The sequence below is a fragment of the Chryseobacterium sp. JUb7 genome (genome assembly GCF_024806495.1).
Classification (GTDB): Bacteria; Bacteroidota; Bacteroidia; order Flavobacteriales; family Weeksellaceae; genus Chryseobacterium.
This window is the reverse complement of the sequence record NZ_JANUFF010000002.1, coordinates 344,451-360,323: the sequence shown is the minus strand read 5'-3', so window position 1 is coordinate 360,323 and position 15,873 is coordinate 344,451. Positions and strand designations below refer to the sequence as shown.

The window sequence follows — 15,873 nt, the reverse complement described above, 5'->3', positions numbered from 1 at the left end:
GTTTTAAAGATTTTTAGGGATGAAGATGATATTGTTGATGTAGTCGGTTTTATTTTTTTCATCATTGGTATTTCCTGAGATGATTTTTTCAGTCAGTCTTTCTGTTTTAAACGTATTTCTGTTCAGATAATTGGCTTCATATCCCCAGGATTCAACTTCAGATATTTCATTCCAGATCGGGGTGTCGTGGTGTCTTTGCTCCATTTCTACCATTAAGGTCGGGAAAAACTGTCTGATGATTTCTCTGGCACCATACAGTGTTTTCATTTCGTTGCCTTCTACATCAATTTTGATGAAATCCAGTCTGGTAAAATGTTCAATCGCTGCCCAATCATCCAGCTTGATCACCTTTACTTTTTCAGTATAGCTTTTTTCTTCGCCTTTTTCTTTGTAAGAAGTTTTCAGAGTTCCCCTGGAAGCAATAGCTTTTCCATTGATGATAGGTACTTTAAATTCTGCTGTTGTATTTTCATCAGAAAGAGCCAAAGGAAGGATTCTCATTCCCGGAAAAAGTCTTTTCAGTCTGTGGTACAGTTTTTTATTAGGCTCAAAGGCATAAATATGCTCATGATTCAGTTTATTCTCCAGCTGATAAAGAAAAGATCCTACATTGGCGCCAATATCCAGTATGATTGCATTTTTAGACAAATAGTCTTTGATCCAGACCAATTCCGGTTCTACATTACGCTTTGAAAAGTTTTCTTTGGTAAGATTATTAAGATTTTTAAAATATCTTTTCTTATAAAAACTCGGGCTTATGTATTGTAGTTTTTCTGCAATTCTTTGGTATAGAGACATCCTTAGATTTTTTGACGACCAGCAAAGATAAGCAAAAATGTTAAACTAATGTTAAATTAATTCAATTGTAATGTTTTGATTTACAGAAGGTAAGTATGATGTGTTTTTTCTAGTGAATTGAATTTGAAATGGTTTAAAAAAAGTTTGTTTATATATTTACTGCAAGTTTAAAATCTATTGAAACGGTGTATTTAAAAAATCATTGAGAGGTTTCATCAGTCTGAAAATTTTTGATAGATTTTCAGGTGCATTTTTATCTAAGATTTCTTCATCTTTTACAGGGTAGACCACGATGAAGTTTTTAAGTTTCAGATATTCCGCCATCGGATCTTCTTTTTCAAACCCCTGCGGTATTTTTTTTAACTTGCCTTCCTGATCCAGTTCGGGAAAATATTTTTTGAAGTCTTTATTGTTTAAAATTTTAATAAAATCTTCCCCGTACAACGAGATTTCTTTTCGCAGCTCTTTCAGGACCGAAGATTCGGGCATATAGATTCCGCCGGCTATAAATGATTTTCCGGGTTCCAAATGAAGGTAGTAGCCTCCTTTCTGACTTCCTTTTCCCATTCCCAAAGATGCTCCGAAATTTGTTTTGTAAGGAATTTTATCTTTTGAGAACCGGGTATCTCTGTAAATTCTGAATAATGATTTTTTAGCATCAATTTTTGCAAGCTCTTCATCGAATTCTGCCATTTCTTTGATTAATTCTTCCAGAAAAATAATCACATTTTGCTGCGACTCGGTATAAAGATCCTTATTTTCATTGAACCATTCGCGATTGTTGTTTTTATTTAATTTCTTTAAAAATTCAAAAGTTTTGGGAGATAAGATAGCCGACATAATTTTTATTTTAATCAAAAATAATTAAAACTATTCAGACTCCAAATTTTAATTATTTTTAGTAATTCATAATTTTAAGTATTAAAATTGATTTTTTTGATAATATAAATTCTATTTGAAAAATTATTAAATTAAAAATAAAAAAATTGTGGTATTTCTGTTGAAATTTAAAAATGATTATGGTTTTATAAAATAAAATTATTAAATTCGTAATATTGTTTAAAAGAAAATTCAAATATTAGTTGTATCTTTGCAAAAATTTTAAAATATTTAATGAATTTATTTACGGAAACCAATTTAAGTCCTGATATCCTTAAGGCAATTGGCGAACTGGGTTACGAAAGCCCGACAGAAATCCAAAAACAGACTATCCCTTTTATTCTTTCAGATATTCGCGACTTGATCGCACTTGCGCAGACGGGGACAGGCAAAACAGCAGCATTTTCGCTTCCGATTTTGGATATGATTGACGCAACGAGTCGCAAAATCCAATTTTTGGTGCTTTGCCCGACACGAGAATTATGTCTTCAGATTACTAAAGACATAAAAAACTATTCTAAATATATGAAAGACATCAAAACGACTGCAGTTTATGGTGGAAGTAGTATTATGGAACAAATAAGATCTTTGAAGGATAAACCGCAAATTATTGTGGGAACTCCGGGAAGAGTAATCGATCTTATCAACAGAAAAGCTCTTGACTTTTCAGCAATTCACTGGTTAGTATTAGACGAAGCCGATGAAATGCTTTCAATGGGTTTCAAAGACGAATTGGAAACAATTTTAAGCGAAACTCCTGAAACAAAACAAACTTTCTTATTCTCGGCTACGATGAGTAAGGAGGTAGAGAGAATTTCTAAAAATTACCTGACAAAACCTCACAGAATTTCTGTTGGTTCTATTAACGAAGTTAAGAAGAACATTAAGCACGAATATTATGTGGCTGGATACCGTCAGAAAAAAGAAGCTCTAAAAAGATTAATTGATTCAAACCCGAATCAGTACTCAATTATCTTCTGTAGAACAAGAATGGAAACTCAGGAAGTTGCTGATTTCCTGATGCAGAATGGCTATGCAGCTGATGCACTTCATGGTGATCTTTCTCAGGCTCAGAGAGATACGGTAATGAAAAAATTCAGATTGAAAAACATCGATATCCTTGTTGCAACAGACGTTGCCGCTAGAGGACTGGATGTAAACTCTCTGACTCACGTTATCCATTACTCTTTACCTGATGATCCGGAAGTATTCGTTCACAGAAGTGGTAGAACGGGTAGAGCAGGAAAAGACGGTATTTCTATCGCTTTAATTAAACCTGAAGAGAGCAGAAAACTGAAGCAGATAAAATCAGTTACCAAAATTGAGATTAATGAAGCTAGAATCCCTACTGGGGAAGAAGTTATCAAAGCTCAGGTAGGTGGTGTTTTTGAAAGTCTTTTCGAAGTACACGAAGATTTCTTTGAATTTGATGATTCTTTAATTCCTGATTTATCAGCCTTTACAAAAGAAGAATTGGTTCACAAGTTACTTCAGTTCCAGTTGAAAGATCTTGCATTGTACTACAAAGACAGACATGATCTTATCGAGCAGAAACTAAGCAGCAGAGATGACGACTATTCATCAAGAAGAGGAGACAGAAGAGATCGTGACAGAGGTAGAGACCGCGACAGAGGTGAAAGAGGAGAAAGAAATGACAGAGGAAGAGAGCGTGGTGGAAAACCAAGAAAAAAGGATGAAAACATGGTAAGATTCTTCTTCAATCTTGGTAAAAAAGATCAGTTGAAGAAATTAGATGTGTTAGATATCATCAACAAAGCTACATCGAACGGAAAAAGCAAAAAAAGAGCTGAAATCGGCGATATTGAAATTTTAGAGAAATTCTCTTTCTTTGAAATTGAAAAATCGTTCAAAGGAGATCTTTTGAGCAACATCTCTACGATGAAATTCAGAGGTAAAGATATGAGAGCTGAAGAGGCTAACTAAACTCATTCCAAATGATATTGAAAACCGGCTGTAAAGTCGGTTTTTTTGTTTGATAATCAGGAGTTAAGCGTATGTTAACAAAACTTAATGTTATATAGTTTCAGGTAAGGTCCTTTTTTAGGAAATTTGCAGTCGAATTATAAATACTTAAAAATGGGAATTGGTAATATTTTCCACGCTTTTCAACCAAAAGATAAAATCTTCTTCGTACTGTTCGAAAAAGTAACAGAAAACCTTGTAGCAATGTCTGAGGAATTCAATCACGGGATCAAAGATTTCGATCTTAACGACGATTCTATGTTGAAAAAGATGAGCGACTATGAACACAAAAATGATGAATTAACGCACGAGATCTTCGTAGAACTGGGGAAAAACTTTATTACTCCGTTCGATAGAGAAGATATCCACACGTTAGCAACAGGATTAGACGATATCGCAGATTATATCTACGCTTCTACAAAATATATTTTCTTATACAAGTCGCCTGAAATGAAGGCCTATTCAGATTTCTCCCTATTGATCCACAAAGCATGTCTTGAAATTCAGAATGCAATGAAAAATCTTAAAGGATTTAAGAATATGGATCAGGTAAAAGAAGCTTGTATTAAAGTGAATTCTATTGAAAATATTGCTGATGATTTGCTTTCAAACTCAATGGTAGAATTATTTGAAACAAACGATGCAATCAATATTATTAAAGTTTCATCGGTACTTAATTATCTTGAAGTAGTAACTGACAAAGCAGAGGATGTTGCCAACACGATTGAGAACATCATGATTAAATACGCTTAAACAATAATTAACAAAAATGGAATTTCCTATTTTACTTATAGTTATTATTGCACTGGCTTTAATCTTCGATTATATCAATGGTTTCCATGATGCGGCCAATTCAATTGCAACTATTGTTTCTACAAAAGTTTTAACTCCATTCCAGGCTGTACTTTGGGCAGCACTCTGGAATTTTGCAGCTTTCTTTATCGCGGCATATATCATTGGAGAATTTAAAATCGGTAACACAATTGCCAAAACAGTTAATGAGAACTTTATCACCCTTGAGGTAATATTTTCAGGCTTAGTAGCAGCTATTCTGTGGAATCTTTTGACATGGTGGTTTGGAATTCCTTCCTCATCATCACATACTTTGATCGGAGGATTTCTGGGAGCGGCACTGATGCATGCTTTTATGATGGATTATCATGATGTAGTGGCTGCACAACCTAATTTAGGATTGTGGGCAACATTTAAAGAGGCTGCTTATCAGGTGACTACACAAAGTGTTGTAAAGTTTGATAAAGTAATCCCTATTTTCCTGTTCATTTTCATGGCACCGATTATCGGGATGATCATCTCAATTATCATTACATTAATTATTGTTCATCTATACAAAAGATCAAATCCGCATAAAGCAGATCAGTCTTTCAAAAGATTGCAGTTGGCTTCTTCAGCGCTATTCAGTTTAGGACACGGTTTGAATGATGCACAGAAAGTAATGGGGATCATCGGAGCAGCATTGATTTATTATCATGTAAATATGCTACAGGATCCTGTGTATTTAAACATACCTTCTGCAGGACGTTTCGACTACTTTGCAGAGCATTATCTTTGGGTTCCTTTGGTGTCGTTCTTAGCCATCGGTTTGGGAACAATGAGCGGTGGTTGGAAGATTATTAAAACAATGGGTACGAAGATTACAAAAGTAACTTCTTTGGAAGGGGTAAGTGCTGAAACTGCAGGGGCTATCACTTTGTTTATTACAGACCACTTCGGTATTCCTGTTTCTACAACACATACGATCACAGGATCAATCATTGGTGTTGGTTTAACGAAAAGAATTTCTGCTGTAAGATGGGGAATTACCGTAAGTCTTCTTTGGGCTTGGGTATTAACGATTCCTATCTCAGCAATTGTAGCGGGAATTACATATCTTATCGTAACATTTCTTACATAATAGAATTAAGAAATTAATTTAAAAATATAAACTTTGTCCGTTCGGGCAAAGTTTTTTTTATTAAAAATATAGCATTTTGGAGTTTGAATTTAGTAATTAACCTTCACTAAATACTAGAAAAATTTAGTTTGAAATTTTACTGATGATATTATTTCATAATTATAATTAATATATTAGATCTTTACCTGTTTTTGGGCAAGGTTTTTGTTTTATAAAGAATTGAAAAATTGTATTTTTGCCCAAACTATTAGAATTTATGGAATTTTTAGACCGATACCAACAGATTGTTGCTGATGCCATTACTAAATATACTTTTAAAGACAAGCCTTCAGAATTATATGATCCGATGAACTACATCATTTCACATGGTGGGAAACGTCTTCGTCCGATTATGGTTTTAATGGCATGTGATTTATTCGGTGGTGATCTTAATGAAGCGATTAAGCCTTCTTTGGCTATCGAATTTTTCCATAATTTCACATTGATCCATGATGACATTATGGATGAGGCTCCTTTAAGAAGAAATAAACCTACGATTCATACCTTACATGGAATCAATGTGGGAATTCTTTCCGGAGACGGCTTGATGCTGAAAGCCTATAAATTTTTTGAAGATCTTGAACCGGAAATTTTTAAAGCCTGTATCAGAATCTTTACCCACACAGGTCTTCTGTTATGTGAAGGTCAGCAGTACGATATCAATTTTGAAACGCAGGAAAATGTAAATTATGATGATTATATCAGAATGATTACTTACAAAACCGGGGTTTTAAGTGCATCTTCTTTTGAAATCGGAGCTTTAATTGCAAAGGCAAATTTCAAAGATGCCAAGGCAATTTTCAACTTCGGAAAACATATCGGTATTGCCTTCCAGATTATGGATGATTATCTGGATGTATTCGGAGATCAGGCGCAGTTTGGAAAAAAACATGCCGGAGATATTTACGAAAACAAAAAAACAGTACTTTATCTATTGGCAAGAGAACATGCAACCGATGAAGAAAGAAAAGAGCTGGACTACTGGTATTCTAAAAAAACAGATAATATCGACAAAGTATATAATGTCGAAAAGATTTTCAGAAGAACTAAAGTTGACGAAAAAGCATTGCGTTTAATTGAAAAGCACAATGAAATTGGACAAAGCTACCTTCAGAAAATAGATATTCCTGAGGAAAAGAAAAAACCATTCGCAGAACTTGCCAATTATTTATTGAGAAGAGAAAGTTAATTGAGGTAACAGAATGTAGGGCTTAGGAATTAGCTCCTTTAAAAGGTTTAAACTAAGCCCTAAGTCCTAAACCATTATCTCTAAAAACATGAAATTCAGGACAGAAGTTGATATTAAAGCATCGGGAAAGAAAATTGAAGTTGAAGATAAAATATTTTCAATTGGGTCCTGTTTTGCTTCAGAAATGTCAGATCTTTTCTCTCAGGGACAGTTACAGACAGTAAATAATCCGTTTGGAACTATTTTTAACCCGTTTTCGATCAGTAATTCAATCAAAAGGCTTCATGATTCAGAATTTTATACTGAAGATGAACTGATCACTTTTAATGATGAATTTATTTCTTTAGACCATCACACGAGTTTCGACAGCCGGTATATCCATCAGACACTACAGAAAATAAATGGTGATATTGAGAAGGGAAATCTGTTTCTTCAGACAACCAACTGGGTGATTATTACTTACGGAACATCATTTATATATGAGTTTGTTCCCAAGCAGAAACTGGTCGCCAACTGTCATAAAATTCCACAAAAATTTTTTGAAAAAAGATTGCTGACTTATCAGGAATTAACGGATTCGATTTATGATACGATCATGAATCTGAAAGATATCTGCGTGGATGATGTTCAGATTTTATTTACTGTTTCACCCGTTCGTCACACAAAGGATGGAATGGTTGAAAACCAATTGAGTAAGTCAAAATTAATTACGGCAATTCATGAAATGATTGATGAGCTGGAATACTGCCATTATCTTCCGGTTTATGAAATCTTGATGGACGATCTCAGAGATTATCGGTTCTATAAAGAAGATATGATTCATCCTAATAATCAAGCTGTTAATTATATTTTTGATAAGTTTGGGGAGGCTTATTTTTCTGAGAATACCAAAAGTTTTATCAAAGAAAATTTTAAGATATATAAATCTCTGGAGCACAGGACAAATGACGAAAAAGATCCGAAATATATTGAGTTCAGAGATAAATTAAATCAGAGAATTGAAAGTCAGCAACAAAAAGTAAAACATAAAATATTTTTAAATGATTGATTTTACAGTTATTGATTATCTGAAAATCGGAAATGAAAGGCAAAAAAGAGCTTATGAAGTTCTTACCCAATATAAAGTATTCGAAAAATTAAGTTATTATGCACCGCTTTTAGCGGGAACAGTTCCTATTGAAATTGATATTGAAGGAAGTGATCTGGATATAATATGCGAAGTCGATTTGAAGTTTGAAGAAGATTTTTTAGATGATTTAATGTTCAGTAAATTGATCCCTGATGACGCAAAAGTTGACGTTGAATATCCGATTGTAAATGGTGAAAAATGCATTGTCTTAAGTTTCATGCTGGAAGAATTTCCGATCGAAATTTTCGGTCAGAATAGGCCGACAGAACAACAGAATGCTTATCGCCATATGATCTCTGAATACAAAATATTACAGGAAAAAGGAGAAGATTTTAAACAAAAAATAATAGAATTAAAGAAAAAAGGGATTAAAACAGAACCTGCTTTTGGGATGCTGTTACATTTGGAAAACCCTTATGAAGATCTATTAAAATTTTAGAAGAATGATTGATACACATACACATCTCTATTCGGAAGAATTTGATGAAGACAGAAAAGAAGCGATTCAGAGAGCTTTAGATAAGGGCATTACAGACTTTTATCTTCCGGCTATAGATTCCGGATCTCATGAAAAAATGTTACAGCTGGAAGCGGAATATCCCAATCATATTTTCTCAATGATGGGTTTACATCCGTGCTATGTAAAACCGGAGTCCTGGGAAAAAGAATTGGAAATTGTTAAGAATTATCTGGATCAGAGAGCCTTTCCGGCGATAGGGGAGATTGGAATTGATCTGTATTGGGATAAAACTACTTTAGATATTCAGGTTAAAGCTTTTGAGCAGCAGATCGACTGGGCTATTGAAAAAGATTTGCCTATTGTGATCCATACGAGAGAAAGTTTTGATGAAACTTTTGAGGTGCTGGAAAGAAAAAAGCATCCTAAATTAAGAGGTATTTTTCATTGCTTTTCAGGGAATCTGGAGCAGGCAAAACATGCTGTTGATCTTAATTTTATATTGGGTATCGGTGGAGTAGTTACCTTTAAAAACGGTAAAATTGATCAGTTTTTAAATGAGATCCCACTTAATAAAATCGTTCTGGAAACCGATTCACCATACCTTGCACCTGTTCCGCACAGAGGAAAGAGAAATGAAAGTTCTTACCTTGATCTGGTAGCGGGAAAACTGGTGGATATCTATGGCAAAGATTTTTCAGAAATAGATAAAATCACAACTGAAAACGCCAAAAGAATTTTTAACGCACAATCTTGAGTCTGTTTAAATTTAGCTTTAAAAAACGATAAAAGATCACTACAGGTTAAGCTCAATCTGACGCCGCTAAATCATACATTTAGTATTAGATTTGTCAGTCTGAGCCTGTCGAAGACCCTAATTAATTATTTTTTAAGTTTATAGATACCAAAAACAAAATCACTCGGGTGATTACGTAATAATTCATCCTCCAAAGCAAAAACGTTTTCGAGGATGATTTTTTTTTCTGCATCTACGTCTACGAAATGATGGGCTATGTCTTTAAATGCACTTTGAAGAATATTATTTCCGTAAGATTTCTCATCAATAATATCAAATTTTTGATGGATTGCCGGAATAATACTTTTAGAATCTACACATTCGGAAGGGTCAGCCACAATCATTCTGATGACACCGGAACCATAGTATTTATTTTTATAAATCTCCGTTTTAAAGATTTTTCTGAATTTCTTAGGGATCTCTAGTAAAGCCTTATTGATATATTGAAGCTGAATCTTTGAATATTGCAGCCTGTTATTGCCCACAAACTCGTTAATGATAATGTATCCGTCGGGCTTAAGGCTCTTTATCACCACATCATTTAAAAACTGCGGAATGTTATCGAAATGATGCAGAGACGCGTGAAAAAAGACAATATCGTATTCTTCAGGCTTAAAGGAATACGTTAAAACATTTTCAGCAAAATAGTAAATGTTGTTAAGATTTTTCTGATCAGAAATATTTTTCGCTTTGTTTAATAATTCATCAGAAAAATCGTAACAGTGGATTTCTATATTGGGATTAAGCTCTGCAAGTCTTATTTCATGACTGCAGACGCCGGTTCCCAAAGCAAGAATTTTTATATTGCTTTTGTCTTTGAAAAAAGAATTTGTTAAATACTCCTCATACGTTGTATTTTCGTCTCCTGTGATGAGTTTATTCCATCTTTTTCTGACCTCGGGAATGATCCAGAAGTTAGACGTTTGTATTTCCTTCTCGTTAAAAGCACTCTGGGTTCTTTTATAAGAATTAAAACTTAATTTGGATAAAAGAAAAGGCAGCCCTCTTTGATGAAATTTAATATAAATATCTTTTAAATCTTCAATGGTTAAAATTCTCATGCAAGAAAGGATTTTTGAATAAATCAAACGTATTTAAGAGACAAATTTATTTACTTTTTTCTAAAAAAGCTTTTGTTTTTTGGCTTTTTGTATCCAACAGCAGCTGTTGCGGAAGGTTTCTTTTTATTGTTTGAATTTCCGGATCCTGAAGGGCTTGATGTTTTTGGTCTTCCACTACCCGGAGCAGCTGGTTTATTATTAGAATCTCTTTTCTGAGCAACTAAATTATCAGTATGGAAAGGATGGCTCTTCACCACCGGAATTTTTTTACCGATAAGTTTTTCCGTATTTTTTAAATTCAGTAAATCAAGACCGTCAACAAAAGAAATAGAGCTTCCTTCAGCACCTGCTCTTCCGGTTCTTCCGATTCTGTGAACATACGTTTCAGAAACATCGGAAAGTTCAAAATTGATGACGTATTTCAATTCATCTATATCAATTCCTCTTGCTGCGATGTCTGTTGCTACCAGAACTCTTGTTTTTCCGGATTTGAAGTTGTTTAATGCATTTTGTCTTGCATTCTGAGATTTATTCCCGTGAATAGCTTCTGTTGTAATTTGATCACCCTGAAGTTTTCTTGCAATTTTATCAGCACCATGTTTTGTTCTTGAAAATACCAGAACAGAATCTGAAATATCATTTTTTAAGATATGTGCCAGAAGGTTTAATTTATTCTCTTTTTCAACGAAATAAACTGATTGTTTGATGGTATCTGCAGTTGAAGAAACAGGTGTAACTTCTACTTTTACAGGATTATTCAGGATCGAATCAGCCAATTTCTGAATTTCAGCAGGCATTGTTGCAGAGAAAAATAAAGTCTGTCTTCTTGGTGGTAAAAGCTTGATCACTCTTTTTACATCATGTACAAAACCCATATCCAACATTCTGTCGGCTTCGTCAAGTACAAATATTTCAAGATTTTTTAAGCTGATAATTCCCTGAGCGATAAAATCAAGCAGTCTTCCCGGAGTGGCTACCAGAATATCAACTCCCTTTCTCAAAGCTGCTTCCTGATTTCCCTGTTTTACACCTCCGAAAATAACCAATTGTTTTAATGGTAAATATTTTCCGTAATCGTTAATATTTTCTTCAATCTGAATCGCCAATTCTCTTGTAGGAGTTAATATTAAAGCTTTAATATGTCTGTTTGGCGTTTTATTTTTAGCTAGATTCTGTAAAATGGGGATGGAAAAAGCGGCTGTTTTTCCGGTTCCTGTCTGCGCGCAACCCAAAAAGTCACGACCTTTTAAAATTTCAGGAATTGATCTTTCCTGAATTGGTGTTGGGTTGGTATATCCTTGTTCCTCAATTGCTTTTGCAATAGGATCTATTAATTGTAAGTCTGTAAAATTCAAATGAATATTTTTAATTTAAATAAAAATTCCCTCATTTTGAAGGAATTCAATTTACAAAGGTAGTTTAAATATTTTTAAGTGAATTATTTCACTTTTGTCCATTTCTGGTTATGTCTTAATTCTTCAAAGAATTTATAAATTTCTGATAACTTTTCGGTTCCTCGTTTTCCGTAATCTTCTATATTTTTTGAAGTTCCGTCAGCCATATTAACTCTTAAATAAGAAGTAGGCATATCGGAAATATTTCTTTCACCATATTTATCCTTTAAATTTTTCACGTCTAAACCATCAAGAAGGGCTACTAATTTTTGGTAATCTGCTTCTGTGATTGTTCCTTTAAAAGTTCCCTCACGAGGCTTTGAAAACTCATCTTTTGACGGTGTTTTTGTGAAATTAAAATGTTCAGCTTCAAAAATAGCGGTTCTGTCTGCATTAATAGTCATTTTAAAAACAGGACAAAATCCAAAACACGGTGTTGCCTCATATTCGATTTTAGAATATTTCGATTGTATTTTCTGCGTATTGCATGAAAATAAAAATATAAAGGCACAAAGTCCCAGTAAATATTTCATAGTTTTTTATCTTTGTTGGAGTCTTTCAACAATTGTTCCAAAATCAACTTATTTAAATCGATATCCTACACCAGCCTGTAAAAATCCGATTTTTGTAGGAAGCGCTCCTTTATTAACTTCAATAAAATTAAAGTGATATCTTGCATCAACGAAAAAGTTATCGGTAAGTTTATATTCTGCGCCTAAGAACGGAAACAAATTCAGGGTTTTGATGTTTTCATAATTTCTGGAAGTTGATCCGTTCACTATTTCATCGGTTTTTACTTTTTCAGAGATATTGATTCCGAAATTCATCCCGACAGAAGCAGAAAGATTAGGAATAAAATAATACTTTACAGAGACCGGAATCTGAATCTGGGTCAATTGATAGTCAAACTCTATAGTGTTATCCACTATTGACATATCAGGATCGTTAATATATAGGTAAGAATAAGCCTGTTTTCCGCCCAACTGTGTACAAAGTGCTTCTGCCTGTATACTTACCTTTGAAGATACAGGTTGTTCGGCAACGATTCCTGCATAGAAATAGGATTTTGAGTCTAATTTGCTATCGAAAAATTTCATTTGAGATAATGAATATCCTCCTTTGATACCGAAACTTACTTTTGAATCCGATGTAGGCTCTAAATTTATTTTTTCCTGTGTGTTCTGTGCATTTGCAGCAGCTGATAGTAACAGAGCAACTGCTAAGTTCTTTTTGATAATGTACATGGTTATTATTTTATTGATAATAAAAAAGTACACAAAAAGTGTACTTTAATATGTTTTGATAAATGTTTAAATTTTATCCGTGAAGCTGTTTCCAGATCGCATCTTTCAATTCTACAAGACCTTCGCCTGTAACGCCTGAGAAAAATAAAGGCTGTTTGTTTTCAGGAAATTCTTTCGAAATTTCTTTCTTTAATTCATCATCTAATAAATCAGATTTTGAAACAGAAATGATGAAATCTTTATCCAATAGCTCCGGATTATATTCTTTCAATTCATTTTCTAAAATTTTAAACTCCTGAAAATGACTTTCAGAATCTGCGGGAATAAGGAATAATAAGATTGAATTCCTTTCGATATGTCTTAGGAATCTGTGACCTAAACCTTTACCTTCCGCAGCACCTTCAATAATTCCCGGAATATCAGCCATTACAAAAGATTTGTAATTTCTGTAATCCACAATTCCTAAGTTGGGCGTTAATGTGGTAAAAGCATAATTGGCAATTTTGGGTTTTGCAGCAGAAACAGAAGCCAGTAAAGTAGATTTTCCGGCATTCGGGAAACCAACAAGACCTACATCTGCTAATATTTTAAGCTCAAAAACTACGTAGCCTTCCTGCCCGTCCATTCCCGGTTGTGCAAATCTCGGAGTCTGGTTGGTGGAAGATTTGAAATGCTCATTTCCTTTTCCTCCCATTCCACCTTCCATCAGGATGATTTCCTGACCGTCTTCCATGATTTCACCAATGATTTCGCCTTCTTCATTTTTAGCGATAGTTCCGATGGGAACATTGATATAAACATCCTCACCGTAAGCTCCTGTAAGCTGGTTTTTAGCCCCGTTCTGACCGCGTTCAGCTTTAATGTGACGCGTGTAACGAAGGGGTAGTAAAGTCCATTCCTGAGCATTTCCCTTCATGATAACGTGACCGCCCCGACCTCCGTCTCCACCATCAGGACCACCTTTAGGGATATACTTTTCACGGCGAAGATGGGCAGAACCCGCACCTCCGTGACCGCTTTTACAATGAATTTTTACGTAATCTACAAAATTTGACATTTCTTATAATTATGAGTTATGAGTTATGAATTATGAGTATGAATTTTAAAAACTTATAACTCATCACTCATAACTTTTAACTATTTTACTTTTTCTACTTCAGCGAAAAGTTTTTCAGAGATCTCGTTGATATCTCCTACACCGTTGATCTCTACATATTTGCCTTGTTGCTTGTAAAGCTCGGCAACTTCTGCTGTTTTTGCGTAGTATTCTTTAATTCTATTTTCGATAATCTCAACATTGCTGTCGTCTGATCTTCCGCTGATTTCTCCTCTTTTTAGTAATCTTTCAACCAAAATTGTATCTTCAACGACCAATGAAAGACAAACGTTGATCTTATCATTCAGTTCTTCTTTTACGATTTTCTCCAATGCTTCTGTCTGAACAGCAGTTCTAGGATATCCGTCGAAAATAAATCCTGCAGCATCGGTTGGCTTTCTGATTTCATCAACCAGCATATCTGTTGTTACCTGATCCGGAACCAATTCTCCTTTATCGATAAATGATTTTGCTAATTTCCCAAGCTCAGTGTCGTTTTTCATGTTGTATCTGAAAAGATCACCGGTTGAGATTTGCTTTAAATTAAATTTCTCGATTAAGTTTTGTGCTTGAGTTCCTTTTCCACTTCCTGGAGGGCCGAACAGAACAATGTTTATCATAATGTTGTTTCGCTTCCGGCAATTGGCAATTAGGCTTCTTGCTTTTAGCTTTGTTTAGTTAATATTTTACTTTTTATTTCGATTTAATATTTAAAGCTAAAAGCCAGCAGCTAATAGCTATCGGCAATCTAATGGTTGATTTGTCCTTCTTCCAGTTGGTACAAATTCGGTAAGTTTCTCCCTAATTCATCGTAATCCAATCCGTATCCTAAAACAAATTTGTTTGGAATTTCTTTTCCGATGTAATCCAGATTGAAATCTTTCTTATACACTTCAGGTTTTAATAGGAATGAAGCAATTTTTACAGATTTCGGACGTTGCGTTTCATTGAAATATTTGAAAAGACTTTCAACGGTATTTCCGGTATCCACGATATCTTCTACCAAGATAATGTGACGGTCTTTTACATCCTTTGTTAATTCCATTTTCTGGTAAACGATTCCTGTAGATTCTGTTCCGGAATAAGAACTCATCTGGATAAATGCGATTTCACATTCTCCCGGATAATGCTTCAAAAGATCTGAGAAGAACATGATCACTCCGTTCAGAACACCAATAAATACAGGAACTTCATCTTTATAATCTTCATAAATTTTTAAAGCCGTAGCTTTTACAATCTCCTGAATCTCGGCGTCCTCCAAATAAGGAACAAAAGTTTTGTCGTGAACTTTAATACTTTCCATAAAATTTTTAGTAGGCGGCAAAGTTACGGATTTTTGATGAAAGTTTTTTGAAGGCTGTATTGTTTAATAAAAACATTTGGCAGAGACAGTTTTATTAAAATGTAATAGATGCTTAGACAAGCTCAGCATGACAGCGTTAAAATATCCTGTTTAATATGAGCGATTAGTATTACGAATGTCATGCTGAGCCTGTCGAAGCATCTTAGATAAGTATATGAAGCTTAGTGAAAATTCCCCTCCTGTGAAGGGATGTCGAAAATTTCAAAGAAATTTTTGACGGGGTGGTTTTCTACAGCATCCTTCTCCTAGCCCGGATTGCAGCGACATCCTTTTGGGTTGCGGTCGGAGCAAAGCGGAGACCGTGACCCAAAAGATACAGCGGAAAGCTGGAAAAAGCTACTGAAAGAAAGGAAGTTGGGGATGGGTGCTGGAGGTTTACAAGATTGAGGATATTAGATTTTTCTTTCGGCGAAATGACAACCCTACCGATTAAATGCTTAAAAATATTTTTTCTTACCTTTGCCATTCACAAAACCCGAAATACCAGGATGTAGGATACCATTTCTTTCAGATTTAATAAACAATAACAGAAA

16 protein-coding genes are annotated in these 15,873 nt (G+C 34.3%); 7 read left to right on the top strand and 9 right to left on the bottom strand.

Annotated elements, in window-relative coordinates; all coding sequences use genetic code 11:
• Window positions 1–3 precede the first annotated feature (3 nt).
• Together M2373_RS05240 and M2373_RS05235 are read right to left on the bottom strand one after the other, a co-directional pair.
• Window positions 4–798 carry an FkbM family methyltransferase gene (locus M2373_RS05240; RefSeq protein WP_259108352.1) on the bottom strand — a complete coding sequence of 265 codons (795 nt, stop codon included), beginning with the start codon at window positions 796–798 and terminating at the stop codon, window positions 4–6.
• A 174-nt stretch (window positions 799–972) separates the two neighbouring features.
• Window positions 973–1,638 carry a DUF2461 domain-containing protein gene (locus M2373_RS05235; protein ID WP_259108351.1) on the bottom strand — a complete coding sequence of 222 codons (666 nt, stop codon included), beginning with the start codon at window positions 1,636–1,638 and terminating at the stop codon, window positions 973–975.
• Window positions 1,639–1,911: 273 nt separating this feature from the next.
• Between M2373_RS05235 and M2373_RS05230 the strand changes: the two genes are divergently transcribed.
• The 7 genes from M2373_RS05230 to M2373_RS05200 all read left to right on the top strand — a co-directional run bounded on the left by M2373_RS05230 (window position 1,912) and on the right by M2373_RS05200 (window position 9,143).
• Window positions 1,912–3,621 (top strand): DEAD/DEAH box helicase, encoded by a 1,710-nt coding sequence (locus M2373_RS05230; protein ID WP_259108350.1) that lies wholly within the window; start codon window positions 1,912–1,914, stop codon window positions 3,619–3,621.
• Between the two features lie 153 nt (window positions 3,622–3,774).
• Complete coding sequence (locus tag M2373_RS05225; protein WP_259108349.1) at window positions 3,775–4,413, top strand: DUF47 domain-containing protein; 639 nt, start codon at window positions 3,775–3,777, stop codon at window positions 4,411–4,413.
• Between the two features lie 16 nt (window positions 4,414–4,429).
• Window positions 4,430–5,572, top strand: a complete 1,143-nt coding sequence (locus M2373_RS05220) for an inorganic phosphate transporter (protein ID WP_259108348.1) — start codon at window positions 4,430–4,432, stop codon at window positions 5,570–5,572.
• Window positions 5,573–5,828: 256 nt separating this feature from the next.
• The gene (locus tag M2373_RS05215; RefSeq protein ID WP_259108893.1) at window positions 5,829–6,800 is read left to right on the top strand and encodes a polyprenyl synthetase family protein; all 972 of its coding nucleotides are present in this window, start codon (window positions 5,829–5,831) and stop codon (window positions 6,798–6,800) included.
• An 88-nt stretch (window positions 6,801–6,888) separates the two neighbouring features.
• Window positions 6,889–7,848: a GSCFA domain-containing protein gene (locus M2373_RS05210; protein ID WP_259108347.1), complete on the top strand. Its 960-nt coding sequence runs from the start codon at window positions 6,889–6,891 to the stop codon at window positions 7,846–7,848.
• Window positions 7,841–8,368: a DUF4269 domain-containing protein gene (locus M2373_RS05205; RefSeq protein ID WP_259108346.1), complete on the top strand. Its 528-nt coding sequence runs from the start codon at window positions 7,841–7,843 to the stop codon at window positions 8,366–8,368. The genes M2373_RS05210 and M2373_RS05205 overlap by 8 nt, the downstream gene beginning before the upstream one ends.
• A gap of 4 nt (window positions 8,369–8,372) precedes the next feature.
• A complete protein-coding gene (locus M2373_RS05200) occupies window positions 8,373–9,143 on the top strand; it encodes a TatD family hydrolase (protein ID WP_259108343.1) in 771 nt (256 codons plus the stop codon).
• A 125-nt stretch (window positions 9,144–9,268) separates the two neighbouring features.
• Here the strand turns inward: M2373_RS05200 and M2373_RS05195 are convergent, their stop codons facing one another.
• From M2373_RS05195 to hpt, 7 genes are all read right to left on the bottom strand, one after another.
• Window positions 9,269–10,243, bottom strand: coding sequence for a class I SAM-dependent methyltransferase (locus M2373_RS05195; protein ID WP_259108341.1), 975 nt, complete (start codon window positions 10,241–10,243; stop codon window positions 9,269–9,271).
• Window positions 10,244–10,293: 50 nt separating this feature from the next.
• A complete protein-coding gene (locus tag M2373_RS05190) occupies window positions 10,294–11,598 on the bottom strand; it encodes a DEAD/DEAH box helicase (protein WP_259108339.1) in 1,305 nt (434 codons plus the stop codon).
• Window positions 11,599–11,681: 83 nt separating this feature from the next.
• Window positions 11,682–12,170, bottom strand: a complete 489-nt coding sequence (locus M2373_RS05185) for a DUF6438 domain-containing protein (protein ID WP_259108337.1) — start codon at window positions 12,168–12,170, stop codon at window positions 11,682–11,684.
• A gap of 48 nt (window positions 12,171–12,218) precedes the next feature.
• Complete coding sequence (locus tag M2373_RS05180) at window positions 12,219–12,881, bottom strand: porin family protein (protein ID WP_259108335.1); 663 nt, start codon at window positions 12,879–12,881, stop codon at window positions 12,219–12,221.
• Between the two features lie 73 nt (window positions 12,882–12,954).
• Window positions 12,955–13,938 (bottom strand): GTPase ObgE, encoded by a 984-nt coding sequence (gene obgE, locus M2373_RS05175; RefSeq protein WP_259108332.1) that lies wholly within the window; start codon window positions 13,936–13,938, stop codon window positions 12,955–12,957.
• An 80-nt stretch (window positions 13,939–14,018) separates the two neighbouring features.
• On the bottom strand, window positions 14,019–14,597 hold the full coding sequence (locus M2373_RS05170) for an adenylate kinase (RefSeq protein ID WP_259108329.1): 579 nt from the start codon (window positions 14,595–14,597) through the stop codon (window positions 14,019–14,021).
• 128 nt (window positions 14,598–14,725) lie between these two features.
• Window positions 14,726–15,280, bottom strand: coding sequence for a hypoxanthine phosphoribosyltransferase (gene hpt / locus M2373_RS05165; protein ID WP_259108327.1), 555 nt, complete (start codon window positions 15,278–15,280; stop codon window positions 14,726–14,728).
• Window positions 15,281–15,873 lie beyond the last annotated feature (593 nt).